At 60.1% G+C, this 19,370-nt stretch carries 15 protein-coding genes and 1 tRNA gene; 10 read left to right on the plus strand and 6 right to left on the minus strand.

All coding sequences use genetic code 11. The features are described 5' to 3' along the window. Positions 1-107: 107 nt before the first annotated feature. From folK to tsaD, 3 genes are read right to left on the minus strand one after another with little or no spacing between them, the layout of a single operon-like run. A complete protein-coding gene (gene folK / locus AU182_RS00340; RefSeq protein ID WP_066959280.1) occupies positions 108-620 on the minus strand; it encodes a 2-amino-4-hydroxy-6-hydroxymethyldihydropteridine diphosphokinase in 513 nt (170 codons plus the stop codon). Positions 621-623: 3 nt separating this feature from the next. Then, the gene (gene folB / locus AU182_RS00345; RefSeq protein WP_066959281.1) at positions 624-992 is read right to left on the minus strand and encodes a dihydroneopterin aldolase; all 369 of its coding nucleotides are present in this window, start codon (positions 990-992) and stop codon (positions 624-626) included. 24 nt (positions 993-1,016) lie between these two features. After that, positions 1,017-2,057 carry a tRNA (adenosine(37)-N6)-threonylcarbamoyltransferase complex transferase subunit TsaD gene (tsaD, locus tag AU182_RS00350; protein ID WP_066959282.1) on the minus strand — a complete coding sequence of 347 codons (1,041 nt, stop codon included), beginning with the start codon at positions 2,055-2,057 and terminating at the stop codon, positions 1,017-1,019. Positions 2,058-2,494: 437 nt separating this feature from the next. Here tsaD and rpsU point away from each other — a divergent pair, with 437 nt between their 5' ends. The 7 genes from rpsU to AU182_RS00390 all read left to right on the plus strand — a co-directional run bounded on the left by rpsU (position 2,495) and on the right by AU182_RS00390 (position 10,310). Beyond that, the gene (gene rpsU, locus AU182_RS00355; RefSeq protein ID WP_010133379.1) at positions 2,495-2,710 is read left to right on the plus strand and encodes a 30S ribosomal protein S21; all 216 of its coding nucleotides are present in this window, start codon (positions 2,495-2,497) and stop codon (positions 2,708-2,710) included. Positions 2,711-2,895: 185 nt separating this feature from the next. Beyond that, positions 2,896-3,339: a GatB/YqeY domain-containing protein gene (locus tag AU182_RS00360; RefSeq protein WP_066959283.1), complete on the plus strand. Its 444-nt coding sequence runs from the start codon at positions 2,896-2,898 to the stop codon at positions 3,337-3,339. A gap of 31 nt (positions 3,340-3,370) precedes the next feature. Next, positions 3,371-5,416 carry a DNA primase gene (gene dnaG, locus AU182_RS00365; protein ID WP_066959284.1) on the plus strand — a complete coding sequence of 682 codons (2,046 nt, stop codon included), beginning with the start codon at positions 3,371-3,373 and terminating at the stop codon, positions 5,414-5,416. A 250-nt stretch (positions 5,417-5,666) separates the two neighbouring features. Beyond that, the gene (gene rpoD / locus AU182_RS00370; RefSeq protein ID WP_066959285.1) at positions 5,667-7,532 is read left to right on the plus strand and encodes an RNA polymerase sigma factor RpoD; all 1,866 of its coding nucleotides are present in this window, start codon (positions 5,667-5,669) and stop codon (positions 7,530-7,532) included. Positions 7,533-7,654: 122 nt separating this feature from the next. Further along, on the plus strand, positions 7,655-8,044 hold the full coding sequence (locus AU182_RS00375) for a diacylglycerol kinase (RefSeq protein WP_066959290.1): 390 nt from the start codon (positions 7,655-7,657) through the stop codon (positions 8,042-8,044). Between the two features lie 188 nt (positions 8,045-8,232). Then, the gene (locus tag AU182_RS00385; RefSeq protein WP_153039070.1) at positions 8,233-10,143 is read left to right on the plus strand and encodes an autotransporter domain-containing protein; all 1,911 of its coding nucleotides are present in this window, start codon (positions 8,233-8,235) and stop codon (positions 10,141-10,143) included. A 90-nt stretch (positions 10,144-10,233) separates the two neighbouring features. Continuing rightward, a tRNA-Ile gene (locus AU182_RS00390) sits at positions 10,234-10,310 on the plus strand. A gap of 70 nt (positions 10,311-10,380) precedes the next feature. Here AU182_RS00390 and AU182_RS00395 read toward each other — a convergent pair. After that, positions 10,381-11,631: an MFS transporter gene (locus AU182_RS00395; RefSeq protein ID WP_066959297.1), complete on the minus strand. Its 1,251-nt coding sequence runs from the start codon at positions 11,629-11,631 to the stop codon at positions 10,381-10,383. 58 nt (positions 11,632-11,689) lie between these two features. After that, positions 11,690-12,628 (minus strand): DUF3298 and DUF4163 domain-containing protein, encoded by a 939-nt coding sequence (locus tag AU182_RS00400; RefSeq protein WP_082859109.1) that lies wholly within the window; start codon positions 12,626-12,628, stop codon positions 11,690-11,692. Here AU182_RS00400 and AU182_RS00405 point away from each other — a divergent pair. The 3 genes from AU182_RS00405 (at position 12,627) to AU182_RS00415 (ending at position 18,330) form a co-directional block, all read left to right on the plus strand. Beyond that, on the plus strand, positions 12,627-13,913 hold the full coding sequence (locus AU182_RS00405; protein WP_082859110.1) for a hypothetical protein: 1,287 nt from the start codon (positions 12,627-12,629) through the stop codon (positions 13,911-13,913). The two genes, AU182_RS00400 and AU182_RS00405, sit on opposite strands and share 2 nt — an antisense overlap. 25 nt (positions 13,914-13,938) lie before the next feature. Continuing rightward, a complete protein-coding gene (locus AU182_RS00410; RefSeq protein WP_066959300.1) occupies positions 13,939-15,018 on the plus strand; it encodes a hypothetical protein in 1,080 nt (359 codons plus the stop codon). Positions 15,019-15,120: 102 nt separating this feature from the next. Continuing rightward, positions 15,121-18,330 carry an SNF2-related protein gene (locus AU182_RS00415; RefSeq protein ID WP_066959301.1) on the plus strand — a complete coding sequence of 1,070 codons (3,210 nt, stop codon included), beginning with the start codon at positions 15,121-15,123 and terminating at the stop codon, positions 18,328-18,330. A gap of 50 nt (positions 18,331-18,380) precedes the next feature. Here AU182_RS00415 and AU182_RS00420 read toward each other — a convergent pair whose 3' ends face one another. Then, positions 18,381-19,331, minus strand: coding sequence for a lipid A deacylase LpxR family protein (locus AU182_RS00420; RefSeq protein WP_066959302.1), 951 nt, complete (start codon positions 19,329-19,331; stop codon positions 18,381-18,383). Between the last annotated feature and the right edge of the window lie 39 nt (positions 19,332-19,370).

The raw sequence follows: 19,370 nt of genomic DNA on the forward strand, positions 1-19,370 counted from the left end.
ACAATATGTGAGAGGGCAAAAAAATCGCCTCGGGGGAGAATGCAAACGGCAAGGAATTCTTGAAGGGAAATAGTGGGCGTCCTTGCCCACTTTATCGGCGGAAGCCCCTAAATCTGGGTACTCGAACCTGAGGGCCAGTCAAATTCCACCGGCCACAGCTTTTGCGAGGACTGGTCGTAGGCTTCCCAAAGCTGCTGGTAGGTTTTGCCGATGACCGGATGCAGGGTATCCGGAGCCAGCTCCGACAGCGGCAGCAGCACAAACGCATTCTTCAGAATTTCATCGCGCGGCAGTTGTATCCCGTCGACTTCGCCGGTGAGATCGTCGTAGGTGAGGATATCGATATCCAGCGTGCGCGCGCTGAATTTTGGCCCGCTGCGCTGGCGACCGTTTTCGTCTTCGATCTGGCGCAGGTGTAATGCCAGCGCGCCCACGGAAAGATCGGTGTCGATGGCGGCGACCAGGTTGTAAAAATCGTCACCAGCAAAACCTACCGCTTCGCTCTCATACACCTGTGAAATGCGCAGGTCACCAAACGCTTTGACTAAGGCGTCCAGACCGGCGCTCAAGTGTTTTTCTCGCTCGATGTTGCTGCCGAGACTCAGGTAAACGGTTGCCATGGTTCAGGCCTCCAAACTTTGTTTGGTACCGCGCTCGATGATGACGCCCACATCGCGCGCGCCGCGCACGGCGCCGGGCTTGGACAGACGCAGGCGCAGCCAGCTCACATTGAATTCTGTGCGCACGATTTCCGCGGCCTGCTCGGCCATGGTTTCCACCAGCAGAAATTCGCTGCCCTCAATAAATGCGATCAGGCGCTTGGCGACCGCCTTGTAATTAAGGGTGTGCTCGATATTGTCGGTGCGCGCTGCCTCGCGGATATCGAATGCCATTTCGATATCCAGGCTGACGGTCTGGCGCACTTCCCGTTCCCAGTCGTAGATGCCGATGATCGTATTGACCTTGAGATCGCGGATATAAACGATATCCAAAGGTAGTCTCCTGTTATTCCGTGTTTATTCCGCGCGCAGGGCGCCAGTTAATTCCGTCAGTGGCCAGCGCGGGCGCACATCAATATCCAGGCCGGCGCGCTGGCCGGCCTGCAGCCGCAGGCAGCCCGCGTAGGCAATCATGGCACCGTTGTCGGTACAGAATTCCTGACGCGGATAGTAGACATCGCAACCGTCCTCCGCGAGGCGCGCTTCCAGGCGCTGGCGCAATAGTTTGTTGGCGGACACACCACCGGCGATGACCAGGGTTTTGCGCCCGGCCTGCTTGAGCGCGCGGCGGCATTTGATGACCAGGGTATCCACCACCGCTTCTTGAAAGGCTGCGGCAATATCCGCACAGGCCTGATCGTCCGGCAGCCCATCTTCCAGGGCGTGCTTTTGCACGGTGGTCAGGGTAAATGTCTTGAGACCGGAAAAACTAAAATCGAGCCCGGGGCGATCGGTCATCGGGCGCGGGAAGGTAAAGCGCAGCGGGTCGCCCTGCTCTGCCAGCGCAGCCAGGCGCGGGCCACCCGGGTAGTCGAGGTCGAGCATCTTGGCCGCCTTATCGAAGGCCTCACCGGCGGCGTCATCCAGGGACTCGCCCAGCAGCGCATACTGGCCAAGGCCCTGCACATCCACCAGCTGGGTGTGGCCACCGGACACCAGCAGGGCCACAAAGGGGAACGCCGGGGGATTCGCTTCCAGCATGGGCGCCAGCAGATGGCCTTCCATATGGTGGACACCGATCGCCGGCACATCCCAGCCATAAGCCAGTGCGCGGCCAGCGCAGGCACCCACCATCAGCGCACCAATGAGACCCGGGCCGGCGGTGTAGGCCACACCATCCACATCGGCGGGCACGGTGCCGCTCTGAGCCATCACTTCGCGAATCAGGGGCAGGAGTTTGCGCACATGGTCGCGACTGGCCAGTTCCGGTACGACGCCACCATAGTCCGCATGCAGCTTCACCTGACTGTAGAGCGTATGTGCCAGCAGGCCGCGCTCGCTGTCGTACAGGGCAACACCGGTTTCGTCACAGGAGGTTTCTATTCCGAGTACTCGCACGGGTTTCCAATGATCCTCAGCAATATCAGCCGGCCTAACCAGAATAGCGGACAAATGACCGCTGCTGACCGGGTTTCAGGGGCGCTATCATACTCTGTGGGGCCCGCGGCTATAAGGGGAATCGAGAAGGGGAATCGTGCTGCCAGACGCCGCGTCGTCCAAAGTTCAGGCACTGTCAGGGCGACCGTAATGCCGACCATATTCACGACTATAGTGATAAGCCCGGTTCCAGCCTGCCATTAACGCCACGGATGCGGCAAAGAACGCGCTTGCAGGCTTGCGAAGGCCAGTTCATCTGTATAGAATTTGCGCCCTCGCTGTGAACCGGCCTCCGGATTGCATCTGCGAGATGAGCAATTTGCCGGAAAGGCCGCCAGGATCCAGGCCCCTAAAATCGGGGGATCTGGCCGAGAGAAACGAATTTTACAGGTAATCTAATGCCATCAGTACGCATCAAAGACAACGAACCTTTTGACATCGCACTGCGCCGCTTCAAGCGCTCCTGCGAAAAAGCCGGTGTACTCTCCGAAGTACGTCGCCGTGAGTTTTACGAGAAGCCGACCTCCGTTCGCAAGCGCAAGGCTGCTGCCGCTGTTAAGCGTCACGCCAAGAAAATGCAGCGCGAAAACCGCAAGTTCCAGCGTCTCTACTGAGTTCGAGCTTTCTCTCGCTCACAGCACGCTGACGCGAACGCAGTTCGCGGCCAGAAACGGCGCCCGAGTTTTCTCGCGCGCCGTTTTTTATTGCCCGCAAAAGCGGCGCAGGCCTTGCCAAACGGCCTTATTCCTCCAATATTGAGCACCTGAACCCAACGCCAATTGAATCCGGGACCGACCCAATGAGCACACTCAAGGACACTCTCGCCGCCGCCACTAAAGACGCCATGAGGGCACGCGACAAGGCACGCCTGGCAACCCTGCGACTGATCAATGCCGAGATCAAGCGGGTGGAAGTCGATGAGCGGATCGAGCTCGATGATGCACGTATTCTGGCCCTGCTGGACAAGATGACCAAGCAGCGCCGCGACTCCATCACCCAGTACGAGAAAGCAGGCCGCCCGGAGCTGGCGGAAGTGGAGCAACAGGAAATCGAGGTCATCCAGGAGTTCCTCCCAGAGCAGCTGTCGGAAGCGGAAATTCAAGAAATCGTCGCCGCCGCGGTCAAGGAAACCGGTGCCAGCAGCATGGCCGACATGGGCAAGGTCATGGCGCTGGTGAAACCCCAGGTGCAGGGCCGCGCCGATATGGGTGCCGTGAGCCGGTTTGTGAAAGCTTCTTTCTAAAGGCCCGCACTTGGCAGGCTGAAGGCTCTTTATGGCAGGCAAGATCCCGCAGTATTTTATCGACGACCTGTTGGCCCGCGCCGACATCGTGCCGGTGGTCGACAGCCGGGTAAAACTGCGCAAGACCGGGAAAAACTATTCCGCCTGCTGCCCGTTTCACGATGAAAAAACGCCCTCGTTTACGGTAAGCCCCGACAAGCAGTTCTACTATTGCTTCGGCTGCGGCGCCAGCGGCAATGCGGTCGGCTTCCTGATGGAATACGATCGCCTGCCGTTCCCGGAAGCGGTGGAAAAGCTCGCCGCCAGCCTCAGCCTGGAAGTGCCCCGCGAACAGCTGGCCCCGGCGCAGATCAAGCGCCAGCAGGAAAGCCAGTCGCTCTATCAGCTGACCGAAAAGGCCGCGGACTTTTACCGCGAGAAGCTGCGCGACCACAGCGTCTCCACCCCGGCGATTACCTACCTGAAGAACCGCGGCCTTTCCGGTGCCGTGTGCAAGGAATTTGGCATCGGCCTGGCACCGCCCGGCTGGGACAACCTGCTCACCCACCTGGGCACCAGCGCGGAAAAAGCGGAACAACTGGAACTGGCGGGGCTTGCCATCCGCCGCCAGGACAGCGACGGCAACCCGGCGAAGACCGAGCCCGGCAAGCGCCACCACTACGACCGCTTCCGCAACCGCATCATGTTCCCGATCCGCGACCAGCGCGGGCGTACCATTGCCTTCGGCGGCCGGGTACTGGGCGACGACAAACCCAAATACCTGAACTCCCCGGAAACCCCGATCTTCCACAAGGGCCGCGAGCTCTACGGCCTGTGGGAGGCCCGCCAGGCCAACCGCGAGCTGAAGCGACTGATCGTGGTGGAGGGTTATATGGACGTGGTGGCCCTGGCCCAGTTCGGCATCCGCTGCGCGGTGGCCACCCTCGGCACTGCCTGTGGTGAGGACCATATCCAGCTCGCGTTCCGCCACACCGGGGAAATCGTGTTCTGTTTCGACGGCGACAAGGCCGGGCGCACCGCCGCCCGCCGCGCTCTGGAATCCGCGCTCCCGCACATGCAGGACGGCCGCAGCCTGCGCTTTTTACTGCTGCCCGAAGGCGAAGACCCCGACACCCTGGTGCGCCAGATCGGCGGTGAGCGTTTCGACCAGCTGATCGACGAACAGGGTCGCCCGCTGGAAGACTTCCTGTTCGACCTGCTCTCGGAAGGCATCAACATCCAGACCATGGACGGCCGTGCGCGCCTGTCCAAAGCCGCCGCACCATTGCTCGACCTGCTGCCCGCCGGTGTCTACCGCCAGCTGATGTTTCAGCAACTGGCCCGCCGCACCGGCCTCGAACAGGACATGCTGGAAGAGATCATCGCCGCGGAAAAAGCCCGCAGCGCCGAATTCGCCCGTCAGTCCAGGCCGCCCGCCGCCCCCGAGTCCCCGCCGGAGACCCAGCCCGGCAATCCAGACACACGGGCGGCAGCACCCCAAAGCGAACACCCACACACTGCGAATAGCCCCGCATTCGACGGCCCGCCTCCAGACTATGACTACGCCGAGGCCGGGCCGGAGCACTACCCTTCCGACGCCCCATCCGACGCCGACGAATACAGCCCGCACCACGAGGCCCCGCGCCGCCGCAGCGGCCAGTACCGCCTGCCCGTAGAGCGCATGCTGATTGCCCTGCTGCTGCACCATCCCAGACTGGCTGAGCATATCGATGACAGCGCGCGCTTTCGCGACAGCAGCGATGCCGACCTCCAGCTGTTCGGCGAAGTCCTGCAGGTGCTGCACAAAAACCCGGGACTCAACAGCAACCAGTTGTTCGGGCGGCTATTGAACCTGGAAAGCAAGGAGGCCCGCGAGCTGCTGCCGCGCCTCGCCATGAGCCACCCCATTGTGGGCAGCGCCGGACAAAAGCTGGAATACGACCCGGAAACCGAGTTCAACGACTGCCTGCGCACCCTGGACACCGCCGCGGAAAAACAGCGCAAGCGCGGCCTACTGGGCCAGCTCAAAAACAATGGCAACCAGCTGAGCCCGGAACAACTGGCGCTGCTGGCACAGTTTCGCCGCAAACAGGACTGAACCCGAAGCAAAGGCGTCGCTACCACAAACGCAGTTCAAGCCCCCCCTTGAATTCCAGCGCAAGAGCACCATATTTAGAGACCCGCCGCATAAGCGGCCGGAAATCAAAGACAAGCGCGCCCGGACACCCTGAGCCACGCCATCTGCCTTGACAGTCACTGTGGTTATTGCTATCGCATATACGCTATAATCCCGCGTCTTTGTCCCGACAAAAGTCCCGACTATCAATCCCCAGAATTCAGGGTTGTGCATGACCGACAAAACCCAGCAGCAAAAGACTACCTCCCGCATCAGAGAACTGATCGCCCGCGGCAAAGAGCAGGGCTATCTCACCTATGCGGAAGTGAACGATCACCTGCCCGAAGACATCTCCGATCCCGATCAGGTCGAAGACATCATCGGCATGATCAACGACATGGGCATCAAGGTGTTCGAACAGGCACCGGATGCCGAAGAACTGTTGATGGCCGAAGGCGACAGCTCCGCTGACGAAATCGCCGCCGCCGAAGCCGCCGCCGCGCTCGCCGCCGTGGAATCCGATGTAGGCCGTACCACCGACCCGGTGCGTATGTACATGCGCGAAATGGGCACCGTAGAGCTGCTCACCCGCGAGGGCGAGATCGCTATCGCCAAGCGCATCGAAGAAGGCCTGCGTGAGCTGATGGCCGCGCTCGCCTACTGGCCCGGCGCGGTGCAGCAAGTCATCGACGAATACGCACTCATCGAGAAAGAAGAGCGCCGTATTCCCGACGTCATTGCCGGCTGGCTCGACCCCGCCGACGAAGTGCCCCCGGGTGCCCAGGCTGGTCAGGCTGCGGAAGCGCAGAAGAAAGCCGACAGCAAAGACGGTGACGACAGCGATGACGACGACGATTCCTCGGAAGAAGAGGAAGAGAACGTAGGCGGCATCGATCCGGAAGAACTCGCCGAGCGCATGAACGCGCTGATCGCCGCGCAGAAGAAAGCCGATGCCGCCATCAAGAAGCACGGCCGCGACTCCAAACAGGCCGGTGAGGCCATGGAAGCCGTAGGCGAAGTATTCCGCTTCTTCAAACTGGCACCGCGCCAGTTCGACCCGCTGTACAACGAAGTGCGCAATATTCTCGACGACGTGCGCGCGCAAGAGCGCCTGGTGATGAACCTGTGCATCAAGCGTGCCCGTATGCCGCGCAAAACCTTCATCAAGGAATTTCCCGGCAACGAAACCAATCTTGAGTGGATCCCCGCGATCATCAAGAAAAAGCGCGACTACTCCGACGCCCTGCGCCAGGTCGCCGAAGAAATCCAGCGCGCCCAGCGCAAACTGCAGCAGGCGCAGGACAAAGCCCAGCTGGACGTGGCCCAGATCAAAGAGATCAACCGCCGCATGTCCATTGGCGAGGCACGCTCGCGCCGCGCCAAGAAAGAGATGGTCGAGGCTAACCTGCGCCTGGTGATCTCCATCGCCAAGAAGTACACCAACCGCGGCCTGCAGTTCCTGGACCTGATCCAGGAAGGCAACATCGGCCTGATGAAAGCGGTCGACAAGTTCGAATACCGCCGCGGCTACAAGTTCTCGACCTACGCCACCTGGTGGATTCGTCAGGCGATCACCCGCTCCATTGCCGACCAGGCCCGCACCATCCGTATTCCGGTGCATATGATTGAGACCATCAACAAGCTCAACCGTATCAGCCGCCAGATGCTGCAGGAGATGGGACGCGAGCCCACCCCGGAAGAGCTGGGCGAGCGTATGGAGATGCCGGAAGACAAGGTGCGCAAGGTCCTGAAGATCGCCAAAGAGCCGATCTCCATGGAAACCCCGATCGGTGACGATGAAGACTCTCATCTGGGCGACTTTATTGAAGATCAGAACCAGTCTTCACCGATCGACACCGCGACGTCCACCGGCCTGCACGACGCCACCCGCTCTGTGCTGTCCGGCCTGACGGCTCGGGAAGCCAAGGTACTGCGCATGCGCTTCGGTATCGACATGAACACCGACCACACTCTCGAGGAAGTGGGCAAGCAGTTCGATGTGACCCGCGAGCGTATCCGTCAGATCGAAGCCAAGGCGTTGCGCAAACTGCGCCATCCTTCGCGCTCCGAACATCTGCGCAGCTTCCTGGACGAGTAATGAGGACCACCGGTTAAACGGCAATACTTTTCGTCCATAATGAAAAGCCCGGTTCGCCGGGCTTTTTTGTGGGCCTGCGAATTATTTCAAACCGATGACACAGTGGAGAGCTACACAGAACCATGGAAGAGCAGTTTGTGAATAAACCCGGCAAAACCGGTCTCTCTCGTCTGATCGACGCCACCGAGTACTCCCGTCAGGGGCTTATGGCTACCTGGCGCAACGAAGCGGCCTTCCGCCAGGAAGTGATCCTCGCGATTTTCCTGATCCCCGCCGCTCTGTGGCTGGGCGAGTCCGGTGTCGAGCGCGCCCTGCTGATCGGCGTGACCCTGCTGGTGATGATCGTCGAGTTGCTCAACAGTGCGGTGGAGGCGGTGGTAGACCGGGTAGGGCCTGAAAAACACCCCCTGTCCAAAATCGCCAAGGACACCGGCTCCGCCGCGGTATCCATCTCCCTGCTACTGTGGGCATCCACCTGGGCGTGTATCCTGCTGCCCCGCTGGATTGGCTGACGCCCGCGCCAAGCGAGATTGCCCGTCAAAATCTGTGACCGCCGGGAGTAAAACCCGGCAGTCCCCTCCCGCTCAACTAAAATTCCCGAACCAATGTACCAACTGGTGCACGCAATGGATCTGCGTGTTTACAGCTCGATGCGCCACCACGCAGAGCCACCAAAAAGAAACGTACCAGGGACGGAATCATGCGGTATCCCAGCGCGGGCCGTGCGTGTAACGCCGGCGCCTCCAGGCTTTGTTTGCTGGCCATGCCGGCCATACTCACCTCGCTGGCATCGGCTGGCAGCACTGCCCAGGTGGCACTGGGTAGTGAGGATGATCACTATCTTCTCAACTCAAACAGCCCCGGCATTCGTTTTCTCGACACCGCCTTCGACGGGGGCACCGGCCGCGATACTCTCACCATTCAGGGACTCGAGTTGGAAAATCCGGCGCGCCTGCGGCGCTGGGAAACCATCAACCTCGAACAGGCCACACGCCTGACACTCAACAGCCATCTGATATTCGGCGATGCGGGGCATCATCCCGGGCATCTCGGCATCAGTAGTGACAGCGCTTTGCTGCTGCCCCACTACAGCGCCGGCCTGTACACCAGCGGCGGCCAGGCTCTCGCCGTGTTCAATGCCGGCACCATCGACCTGAGCGGACAAACCGCCAATCAACTGCTGATCCAGGGCGACTATATCGGCGGCGCCGGCAGCGCCATTCGCATGGACCTGGTCGCCGGCGGCGACGATAGTCTTGCCGACCGCGTGATCATCGACGGCGGCCATGCCAGCGGCAGCACCCGGCTCTACTTCAACCGACTGGCCGGCAGCGGCGCCGATACCCAGGACGGCATCCTCGTCGTAGAGGCCCGCAACGGCGGTAGCACGTCTGGCAATGCGTTTTATATGCCGCAGTCCGTCTCCGCAGGCCCCTACGAATACCATCTGTTTCGCGGTACGGGGGACCCGGCGGACCACAACTGGTATTTGCGCTCCACCCTCAACCCCGGTGAGCAGCCTGTAACCCAGCCCGCCGGCGAGGCCAACGGAATGGCTACCGGCAGCACCATGGCAGCCACCACCCTGAGCCTCCCCGCGACAGCGTCCCCCCTCGCCGCGCCCCCGATCGGCAGCAACTCGGTCCCGATCTACCGGCCCGAGATTCCCCTGTACGCCCAGGCCAAGTCCCTCGCCCGCCTCACCTCGCTGCAGGAAATTGGCAGCTATCACAAACGCCGGGGAGAGCAGCGTAGCTGGTTCGATGGCGTCAACGACGACTGGATGCGTGTGCACCACATGCGCGCCGACTACAACTGGCACGGCGACGTCAGCAACCGCTTCGACGGCAATATCACCGGGTTTCAGGTGGGTACCAATTTCTGGTCCGCCCCCACCTGTACCGGCGGCGCACGGGAAATGGGCCTGTTCGTCGGCAGTACCCGCACCAGCGGCGACGTCACCGGCTTTGCCCGAGGCTTCCGCGACTACCGCGCCGGGCGCAACCAGCTCACCAGTTATCACGTGGGTTATTACTTCAATGACTATCGCCCGGATATGGGCTACTTCGATTTCACCGCCAAGGTGGCCTACCTGGAGCTGGACAGCGAATCCTCACGCGGTATTGGCGGCACCGTCACCGGACCGCAGCTCACCCTTTCGGTAGAGAAAGGCTTCGCCTGGCAACCATCCGAAAGGTTCCACATCGAACCGCAACTACAGGCGGTGGTGAACTACAGCAATCTGAGCGCCTACTACGATGATATTTCCTGGGTCGAACCGGACATGACCCCGGAGGCCAACTTCCGCGCCGGGCTGCGCGCCTATCCTACCGGCAACCAAGGGGAAACCCAGTGGCTGGGTGGCAACCTGCGTCCCTACCTGTTTGGCAACATCTGGCACACCCTCGGCGGCAACGATCAGCTGCAGTTCGACCTGAACCTGCAGCTCGATCTTGAGCGCCAAGCAACCTGGGGAGAGTTCGGGGGTGGTGTGGTGCTGCTGGAAAGCACACTCGGCAGCGCGTTTCTGAACATCGGCTACCAGCGCTCCCTCGACGACCTGGACTGGTCCGGAGCCAACGCCAGCCTCGGCTTCAACTGGGCCTGGTGAAATGCTCGCCATCCGCGGCAAAGCGTTGATTTGGCAACAGAAATCGAGTACTTTCCCAACCCGCTCGCAAGCCCTTGCGAGCCCCGGTGGGGGCCCTTAGCTCAGTTGGTTAGAGCATCCGACTCATAATCGGCAGGTCCTGGGTTCAAGTCCCGGAGGGCCCACCATTTTCTTTACCCGTTCCTGACCTTTCCCTGCCGCCCACTCCCAGACAAACACTTTTACACGTTGCGTCGATCACGCGGCCGATTCCGTGGCATCCGCGGCGGGCTTAGTGCGCGACTGCAACACCGCCAGGGCCACCACGGTAATCGCCAGTGGCGGGAACGATGCCCAGAGTACGGTGCTCCAGCCATAGGTACTCAGGATTCCGCCAGAGGCAAAGGAGCCCAGCGCCATCAGGCCAAACACGATGAAATCATTGGCGGACTGTACCCGGGTTTTTTCCGCCTCACTGTGGCATTCGAGCACCAGTGCAGAAGCGCCGAGGAATCCAAAATTCCACCCCAGCCCGAGCAGAATCAGGGTCCACCAGAAGTGGGCTACCTGCATGCCACCCAGACCGACTGCGGCGGACAGGCCGATCAGTACCAGCCCCACCATCATCACCCGCTCGGCGCCGAAGCGCGCGATAAGTTTTCCGGTGAAAAAGCTGGGCGCGAACATGGCGATCACATGCCACTGCAGGCCGAGGTTGGACGATGCCGTGGAATGCCCGTGCATATGCATCGCCAGGGGTGCGGCGGTCATCAGGAAGTTCATCAGGGTGTAGGAGATGGCCCCGCAGGTTGCGGCGGCGATAAAGCGCGGCTGTTTCACGATAAGCGATAGTGGTCGCCCACCTTTTTGCGCCTGCGCAGTGGGCTTCGGCAGCCGCACCCCCAGCAGGATCACTGCAGAGAGTGCTGCCACTGCGGCCTGCGCATAGAAGGTGGCGGCAAACATCGGCTGCGGCAACAGATGCATGGTCCAGTTCACCAGCTGCGGGCCCACAACCCCCGCCGCCACGCCACCGGCCATGACCAGCGACAGCGCCTGGGCCTTGCGCTCAGGAGCCACCGCATCTGCCGCCGCAAATCGGAATGACAGCACCACCGCGGCATAAGCACCGCCAAAAAATGTGGACAGGCAAAATAGCCAGAAGCCAGTCACACCGCCGACATACACCGCGACCACCGCCGTTAATCCGGCCAGTACACCGGCACCGGCGCCGGATAAAAACGCCGCGCGACGTCCATAGCGTCCGGCGATGGCCCCTGCAGGTAACGTGCACAGTGCCATGCCCAACACGAAAATGGTCAGTGGCAGGGTTGCCAGTATCGGTGACGGTGCCAGCGCACTGCCTACGATGGCACCGGTGGCATAGGCGACCACCGAGTTGGCACCGGCAAGCGCCTGGGCAATGGCGAGCCGCCAGATATTGCTGCGCTGCACGCGGGCGCTCGCGACGGGTGCCGTTTCAGCAGCGGGAGAAAATTCAGTTTCCATGGATGGATACTCGTTACAGCAAATTATTAGATGACCACAGCAAGCGTGCGTCGGTGAATCAGCGGTAAGGTGCGCGCAGTAGGCCGGCGATCTTCTCCATCGGTAAGGTCAAGGTAACTTCACCCATCGAGTAAGGGCCAAGAGTGTACACGCCGTATAACAACTCGAGGCCATCGTCAGTCACACGGAAATCGCTGCTGCGCGCAAAGGGCCAGTTCTGGCGAAAATCCACATCCGCCCCCTGTGCATCCAACCACTGGCGATGTGCTTCTTCTGCAGCCTGCCAAAACTCATCCTCTTTCTCTGCCTCGATCACATCTGCCAGCGAAAGCTTCGAATGCTTTGCAAGATCCCAGTTCAACCAGTGGCGTACCGGCATACCATGGGCACCACCGCTGTATACGTAACTACTGATAACAATGGTCAGCACATCGCCCCGGCGCGCGAGCATTTTGGTATCGCCGTTCAATTCCCAGCGGGCGGCAGACATATCCGCGACGTCGGCGGCATCGTCAATAAAATTCTGCGCAACCTTATCCAACGAATCGAGCGATGGGGTACTGCTGTCAACATCGCCCTGAAGCTGCTGCAGCAACTGCTCATAGACGGCATCGTTCAAGGCCGGATGGTCGATATAGACCTCACGACGAATGGAGACGGACGTACAATCTTCCGGCGAAGCGCAATTGGGCGCCAGCATTTCCAGAGTTTCTACTTCGGAGTTCAACGCTGCCGCAGGTTCGGAGCTTTCTTTTTCGCAGCCTGAAACCGCGGATATCACCAACAAAATTACGGAAAACGTTTTAAGCAATTTCAAGTTTTGAAACATAGCTCTCATCGACTTAAGCACTCCATTCTGAATTAAAAGCATGCCCCACCACAGCCGCAGCAAACAGGCACCATCGTACCTCAAGTTAAATTGCCGCCCGGAAAAACGCTTGTTACTCTTGCCTGCGCTCAATGGACTGAACGATGCACAGGATAGGAAATCACGCATGGGGAATCTGCAACTACATCAGCCTTCCAACGCCCTCCAGGCCTGGGGCAGCGGCGGCCAAGGCCGCACCATTCTCGCCACTGGCAGCCAACGCCAGATTCTCGACAATTTCACACAACTTAGCCAGCAGCAGAGTAGCGAAGGCTATCACGCCCAAGCCTTGGTTAAAGCCGTCAACAGCCTGCGAGGCGATGCCAGCCCAGTCAACAGCATGCTCAAACCCAATCATCCCACCCGTCGATTGCTGGTCGCGGGAGGGTTTGAGATTGAGTATGAGTTGAACAGTTTCTATGGAGACTGTCAGACGGATGTGGAGATTGTGGGGATTCGGTTGGTGACAGGAGAAGCAGAAAACTTCAGAAGACCGGCGCTATGGCAGATAGAGAAGAATGAAAGAGGAGTTCTTGATTTCCCGCCGAAACCCAGTTCGCGACTAACCCCAACAAAAAAACAGCCAGGTAGCGCGAAAATCGCAGTGAAAATAGGCGTAAATGGGCAATTAGGCGCGACAAATGATGTCCCAACGCTGATGACAAGCCATATTAGCCACGGAGATACCGCCAAGCGCAGAGCACTGCGAGAATCTGGATTCCAGTTACTGTACGTCCCCCCTGAGAATAGCGCCTGGGTTGCCGGCTGGCGCACCCTCAAATCCCTGGGTAACCAAGGATCGGAGCAGCAACGCCAAGCGGCGCGAATTCTCGCGCAACACATGCTTGAGGCGCATGATCAGAACCTGCACGTTGAATGGACCAGCCAGGGTGAGGGCGCATGGGTGCTGATCGAGGCCATGCAGCACTTGCAGCAAAAGCAAATAAACCTAAAGCAGCGGCAGAAGATCTTTCTCAGTGACCATACCCGCAGTCGCTTCAGCGCTGACCGCGCGCGCCGCGCATTGAATATGAATCTCGAGGATGATAAATGGCACAATGCCGCCCCGGGACTACCGCAAACCGTCGGCGGGGAGCAATTCGGTCTCGCATCATTACTGAGCGCAGGACACGAGTTGATACACCACACCCCGGCGGAAGAGCGGCTAGGCAAGTCGGTAAATCTGACGTACCAGACTGGCGAATACCTGTTCAAGAAATGGGGCGCGGCTGGTGTAGCCGGAGGCCTTGCCGCCTCTACAGGTGGCTCCGCTTCGCTGGCCGTAGCCGTGGTAAAGGCGCTGCACAACCTGGCTCCAACCCTAATCGCATCACTTCCTGGCGCGAGGAATTACTACTTCAAGAATACCGGCGATCAACTGCAAAACTTGGTCAACAAGCGCCAGAAACGCTGAGCCAGTGTAAGAACAGGATACCCATATGTGGTTTGGTAACGAACAAAATCCCAAAGGGCCGAGCTGGCACAAGGCGCGGCCGGTCATCAAGGAGCTGTCGGACACTCGCGTAGCTCTCCAAGCGCCGCCACTACAACCCAACGTCTACATGCCTTTTGCTTTCGACGATGAGCCTGACTGCTTTGATCTAGACTCGCCTGACACACTCGAGACCATAGACTACCGCAGCCCAAAGCCGTCCGGCAGCGAACGATCAGACCGTCGCATAACAATCTGGAGCAGCGGCTGGAACTTTACCGGCCGCCCACTACTGGACGGACACAGCATCGGCGATTTGCAAGTCGAACTGGTACTTGAAGAAATCGACGAGCTGCCGATAAATTGCAGCTTATTTCGGCGAGAAGATCTTACGCGCTACGCGAAAGGGTACTTTAGCGAGGGCTGGCTGGGTAGTTTTCACCACGGTTTTGGAGAACCGGACGAACGTAATATTTACGATCTCTCGCCACCCCGCTGGCCCAACTATCTGGCCCCGCTGAACAATCAATGGCTTGGGCTTAATGGTCAAAACTGGCTGTACTTTGAAGCGCAACCACTACGCGAAGGGTCGGACGATTTCTACTGGTTATGCCCTATCGGCCACCGCCGCTGCTTACGAGCCACCTTTTCCGTCGCACGCCACCTGTCAAATGCGGGAAATTCCTACCGCATACAACGCTCCCCCATCGACAACTACCGGGACCTGATGGAAAAAATCATGTCCACCATCACCGTGGAGCTATCCGAACAGTCGCGGCAAGAACAGCTCTCGATTGAAAACCCGGAGAACCACTACCCGCTGTTTCACTGTACTGCGGCTCAGGTGGAGCAAGCCAAACACATACTGTATATGCGCAGTGACATCTGCTATCGCGACAAATCCAAGCCCCAGGACGCCGATCACCGCGCTCCCAAGGAAGACGTTGCGGCGTTTATCGAACAGCGCATCCAACCCCGCCCTCTTCCAGGCTGCCTCGCCATAGGCCCTGCCTTCTCGAAAACCGATACCGTGGCACCAAAAACTTCACCTCCGGCCGAAATTAAACTCCAGACCGAAAACAAGTAGCTCCCTCCGGGGCGCTCACTGCTCTCCCCCGTCAGGTTCCCGTGTTAAAGTGCAAGGTTAGCCCCCAACCAGCACTCGAAAAACCTTTGCACGGGAGTCGCCTTGATCCAGTTCAGCCTTAACAGCATTCACCGTATGGCCGATGAAGGCAGTTTCGTCCGCGGTGAGGATTACTTCGCCCGCGGGCGAGTGATGGAGGCGTATTACGACGAGGAAACCGAGACCTACCACGGGCGCGTGAAGGGCTCGGCCCGGTATGTGTATCGCGTGGAGCTGGATGTGGAGCGCGGCCGGTTGGTAGGCCTGTGTTCCTGCCCGGTGGGACTGAACTGCAAACATGCGGTGGCGACGGCCCTCACACTGCTGCACGAGGAACGCGAGCCCGCGGACGCCACGGGCGACACCGCGCCTTCCGCCCAGCCCCAGGCACCCGCGTGGCAGCATTGGCTCGACGAATTACCCGCAGCACCCGGCACGGAACCCGCACCGCTGGAGCCCGGCAAGCATTACCTGCTGTACTTCCTGGAACTGGACGACAAACAGCAATTGCGCCTGACTACCAAGAAGGCCTACCTGAAAAAAGATGGCAGCTGGAGCCAGTTCAAGTACTTTCCGGTGGAGAGCACAAAGCTCGGCTGGAACCGCCCCAGCCACCTGCTCGACGACGATGTCACCATTTTGCAGCTGGTGCCGCGGGTGAATGCCGCGGGGCGGCTTGGCCTTATCGGCGAACAGGGGCGGCGCGCGCTGATGCTGCTTCTCGACAGCGGTCGTTTTTATTTCGAAGACTGCGCACTACAACGGGGCCCCGCCCGCCGTCTCAGCTGGCAGTGGCAGGCGCAGGACGGAAACACCCAGCAGCTGCGTGCGCAACTGGAAGGCATCGACGACAGCGGCCACTGGCAACTGCTGCCCGTGGCACCGCCCTATTACCTCGATACCGAAAACGCCACCATCGGCGATATCACAACCCCCCTGCCCGCCGCACAGCTGCAGCACCTGCTGGCGATGCCCGCAGTTTCCAAAGAGGAACTGGGCCTGATGGCGGTACAGATGCGGCAGAAGATTCCCGCCACGCAGCTGCCCTTGCCGGTGGAGCCGCGGCTGGAAACAGTCACCCGCTATACGCCACACATCACCCTGGTGAGTTGTGCCCTCGACCATCTCAAGCTGCCCGCGCTGAAGCTGCATTTCGACTACGCGGGGTTTCCATTGCCCCCGGCCTACAGCCGCCACTTCGACGGCCCGGAAAGCACATTCGAGCAGGACGGCACCTATTACCATATCCAGCGCGACCTTGAAGCAGAGCGCCAGCACTGTGATGGAATCTACCAACAGGGGCTGTACCTTATACCCGAGGAGTTGGGAGGGCAGGAAGAAGTCTGGCTCACGGATTCCCATGGCCCGCAGGATATTCCCCAGCGCTGGCGCGCGTTCCTGAAAGACACCCTACCAACACTGGAGCAACAGGGCTGGGTGATCGATACCGACCCGAGCTACCAGTTTGATACCACTCGCGCGGACATCGCCATGCGACTGGCGGACAGCGACAGCCACTGGTTTGAATTTGGCCTGGACCTGACACTGGCCGATGGCCGCCAGTTTCCCATCGCCGAACTGGTAGAGCACTGGCTGGAGCAGGATGCCCCGGATGAGCTGACCATCAACCTGGACGGCGATTGGGTCAGCGTGAATACCCAGCCGCTACAGAGCATCCGCGGCCTGCTGCTGGACCTGCTGAAAGAGAAGAAGCTCGGTGGCGCGGTGCGCTTACCCGCGTTCCAGGCCGCGCAGTTTGACGCGCTGGCAGAGCTGGATGAGCGCAAAGCGCCCGCCACGCGCAAAATGATCGCGCAATTACGGGACTTTTCCGGGCTGGAAACGGTTCCCGTACCCAAAGGGCTTAACGCCACCCTGCGCCCCTACCAGCAGGAAGGGCTTAACTGGTTGGTGTTCCTGCAGCGCTATGGCTTCGGCGGCATCCTCGCTGACGATATGGGACTGGGGAAAACACTGCAGACACTCGCGCTTGTGCAGCACATGAAGGAAACCGGCGCACTGAACCGGCCCGCACTGGTGATTGCGCCCACCAGCCTCACCGGTAACTGGCAGCACGAAGCGGCGCGCTTTACGCCCGACCTGCGCGTCACCCTGATCCACGGCCCCCAGCGCGCCGAAGCGTTTAACCACATCAACAAAAGTGACCTGGTGATCACCACCTACCCGCTACTGGTGCGGGACTGGGAGCGATACAGCAAGCGCAGGTTCAGTGTGGTGGCACTGGACGAGGCGCAGGCCATCAAAAACCCCACCACCAAGGCGGCCGAGTGTGTCAGGCGCCTCAAGAGCGAGACCCGGCTGTGCCTTTCCGGCACGCCGCTGGAGAATCACCTGGGAGAACTCTGGTCACTGATGGATTTTGCCCTGCCGGGGCTACTGGGCGGCCGTAAAACCTTTAACGAAGCCTACCGCACGCCCATCGAAAACCGCGGCGAATTCAAACGGCAGCAGGAGCTGGCGCGCAGGGTACGGCCGTTCATGCTGCGGCGCACCAAATCGGAAGTGGTGTCCGAGCTGCCGCCGAAGACCGAAACCATCCAGTATGTGGAGCTGGGCAGAAAGCAGCGGGCCCTGTACGAAAGTGTGCGCATCAGTATGGAAAAGCGCATTCGCGAACTGGTCGCGCGGCAAGGCATTGCCAGAAGCCATATCGAATTTCTCGACGCCCTGTTAAAACTGCGCCAGACCTGTATCGACCCGCGACTGGTCAAGCTCGACAAGGCCGCCGGTATTCAGGAGAGCGCCAAGATGGAGTGGCTGCAGGAAACCCTGCCGCAACTGCTGGAGGAAGGGCGCAATATCCTGATCTTCTCCCAGTTCACCGAAGTGCTGAAACTGGTGGAAGCGCAGCTGCAGGATGCGCACATCGACTACACCAAGCTCACCGGCCAGACCCGCAAACGGCAGCAGGCCATCGACAGCTTCCAGAACGGTGAGGTGCGGGTATTCCTGATCAGCCTCAAGGCCGGCGGTGCCGGTCTCAACCTCACCGCGGCGGATGTGGTGATTCATCTCGACCCCTGGTGGAATCCGGCTGTGGAAAACCAGGCCACCGACCGCGCCCACCGCATCGGCCAGAACAAGCCAGTGTTTGTGTACAAGCTGGTGGCGGAAAACACCGTGGAGGAGCGCATCCACCAGATGCAACAGCAGAAACAGGCACTGGCGGATGCGTTGTTTGATGCCGCCGCCTCCAGCGGATTGCCCAAGGACAAAGACGCCCTGCTGTCGCTGCTGGGCGCGGACCATTGAGCCCCAATGCCGGTCAGGGAAGGAAATAGAAAAAAGTATTGGGAAAAGCGTCAGAACGAAGCGCTCAGACCAATGCCAAAAAAATTCACATCCGCATATTGATCAATAAATTCCTGCGAGCGCCGCGCGTGATAGGCGCTCCAGCGATAGCGGCCGGTGGGCAGCACCAGCCCGAACTGCCACTCCCCTACCCGGGTTTCTTTTTCCACGCTGTGGCTGTCCTTGAAGGTATTGCCGTCAAGGAAAATATCCTGTGACACAACCCGCAGCTGCAGCTCGGAATACAGGTACCAGCCGCCGGCACGCATGCCGCTTTCCGGGCCGGTGGTATAGGGTGCAAGCGCACTGACCCCGAGGCTCGAAAACAGATCGCGACCAAACCGCACACCCACCCCGGATACCAGTGACCGGTTCACATTGCCGAGATTGCCACCCAGGGTAGCGGACCATTCCAGCTGCAGACCGCGCTCACCCACCGGCTGGATACGCGCCCACTTGCGCGCATAGCTCAGCTGCAGGGTAGGTTCGTCGCGCAACTGGTTTTCCCAGCCGTTCACGTCGTAGGTACGCAACAGGGCGTGCGTCGCGCGCTGTGCCTGCTCTGCACCGGAGGATGGACCGACAATGCCCACGGAAACTTCAAAGCGCTCGGCGATGCGCAGTGGTGATCCAGGATTCAGGTCCACCGACTGCAGGGCACCGCCGAGATACAGCCAGCCCGCATAGGGACGGTCGTATTCCAGCAAATCGGTTTCAAACACTTCGAAGGGCGTGAAAATTGCCTGCCCGAGAAAAACCTGCGTGGCCAGCTCACGGTTTTGGTAGCGCTCCGGCAACAGGGACTGAACCCAGCCGGCGGGGCCGTCTGTGGTATAGGAAAGCCTGAGCCCCTGAGTGTAATCCGCATCACTGGTGCGGCCGAAAGAATCGTTTTCCAGCTGCAGGGAAATACCGCCTGCGCTGGCCGTGGCGCTGCCGATGGCGAGGAAACCAACACCCATCCAATGGGCGCTTCTCAACCAGCGTAGCGAAGTTCCATT

Source organism: Microbulbifer sp. Q7 (genome assembly GCF_001639145.1).
In the GTDB taxonomy this organism is placed as follows: Bacteria; Pseudomonadota; Gammaproteobacteria; order Pseudomonadales; family Cellvibrionaceae; genus Microbulbifer.

Excerpts from the sequence above, each read along its gene's own strand:
- folK (WP_066959280.1), bottom strand. The coding sequence starts at position 620 with ATGGCAACCGTTTACCTGAGTCTCGGCAGCAACATCGAGCGAGAAAAA.
- rpsU (WP_010133379.1), top strand. The coding sequence starts at position 2,495 with ATGCCATCAGTACGCATCAAAGACAACGAACCTTTTGACATCGCACTG.
- AU182_RS00360 (WP_066959283.1), top strand. The coding sequence starts at position 2,896 with ATGAGCACACTCAAGGACACTCTCGCCGCCGCCACTAAAGACGCCATG.
- dnaG (WP_066959284.1), top strand. The coding sequence starts at position 3,371 with ATGGCAGGCAAGATCCCGCAGTATTTTATCGACGACCTGTTGGCCCGC.
- rpoD (WP_066959285.1), top strand. The coding sequence starts at position 5,667 with ATGACCGACAAAACCCAGCAGCAAAAGACTACCTCCCGCATCAGAGAA.
- AU182_RS00375 (WP_066959290.1), top strand. The coding sequence starts at position 7,655 with ATGGAAGAGCAGTTTGTGAATAAACCCGGCAAAACCGGTCTCTCTCGT.
- AU182_RS00385 (WP_153039070.1), top strand. The coding sequence starts at position 8,233 with ATGCGGTATCCCAGCGCGGGCCGTGCGTGTAACGCCGGCGCCTCCAGG.
- AU182_RS00395 (WP_066959297.1), bottom strand. The coding sequence starts at position 11,631 with ATGGAAACTGAATTTTCTCCCGCTGCTGAAACGGCACCCGTCGCGAGC.
- AU182_RS00405 (WP_082859110.1), top strand. The coding sequence starts at position 12,627 with ATGGGGAATCTGCAACTACATCAGCCTTCCAACGCCCTCCAGGCCTGG.
- AU182_RS00400 (WP_082859109.1), bottom strand. The coding sequence starts at position 12,628 with ATGCGTGATTTCCTATCCTGTGCATCGTTCAGTCCATTGAGCGCAGGC.
- AU182_RS00410 (WP_066959300.1), top strand. The coding sequence starts at position 13,939 with ATGTGGTTTGGTAACGAACAAAATCCCAAAGGGCCGAGCTGGCACAAG.
- AU182_RS00420 (WP_066959302.1), bottom strand. The coding sequence starts at position 19,331 with ATGGGTGTTGGTTTCCTCGCCATCGGCAGCGCCACGGCCAGCGCAGGC.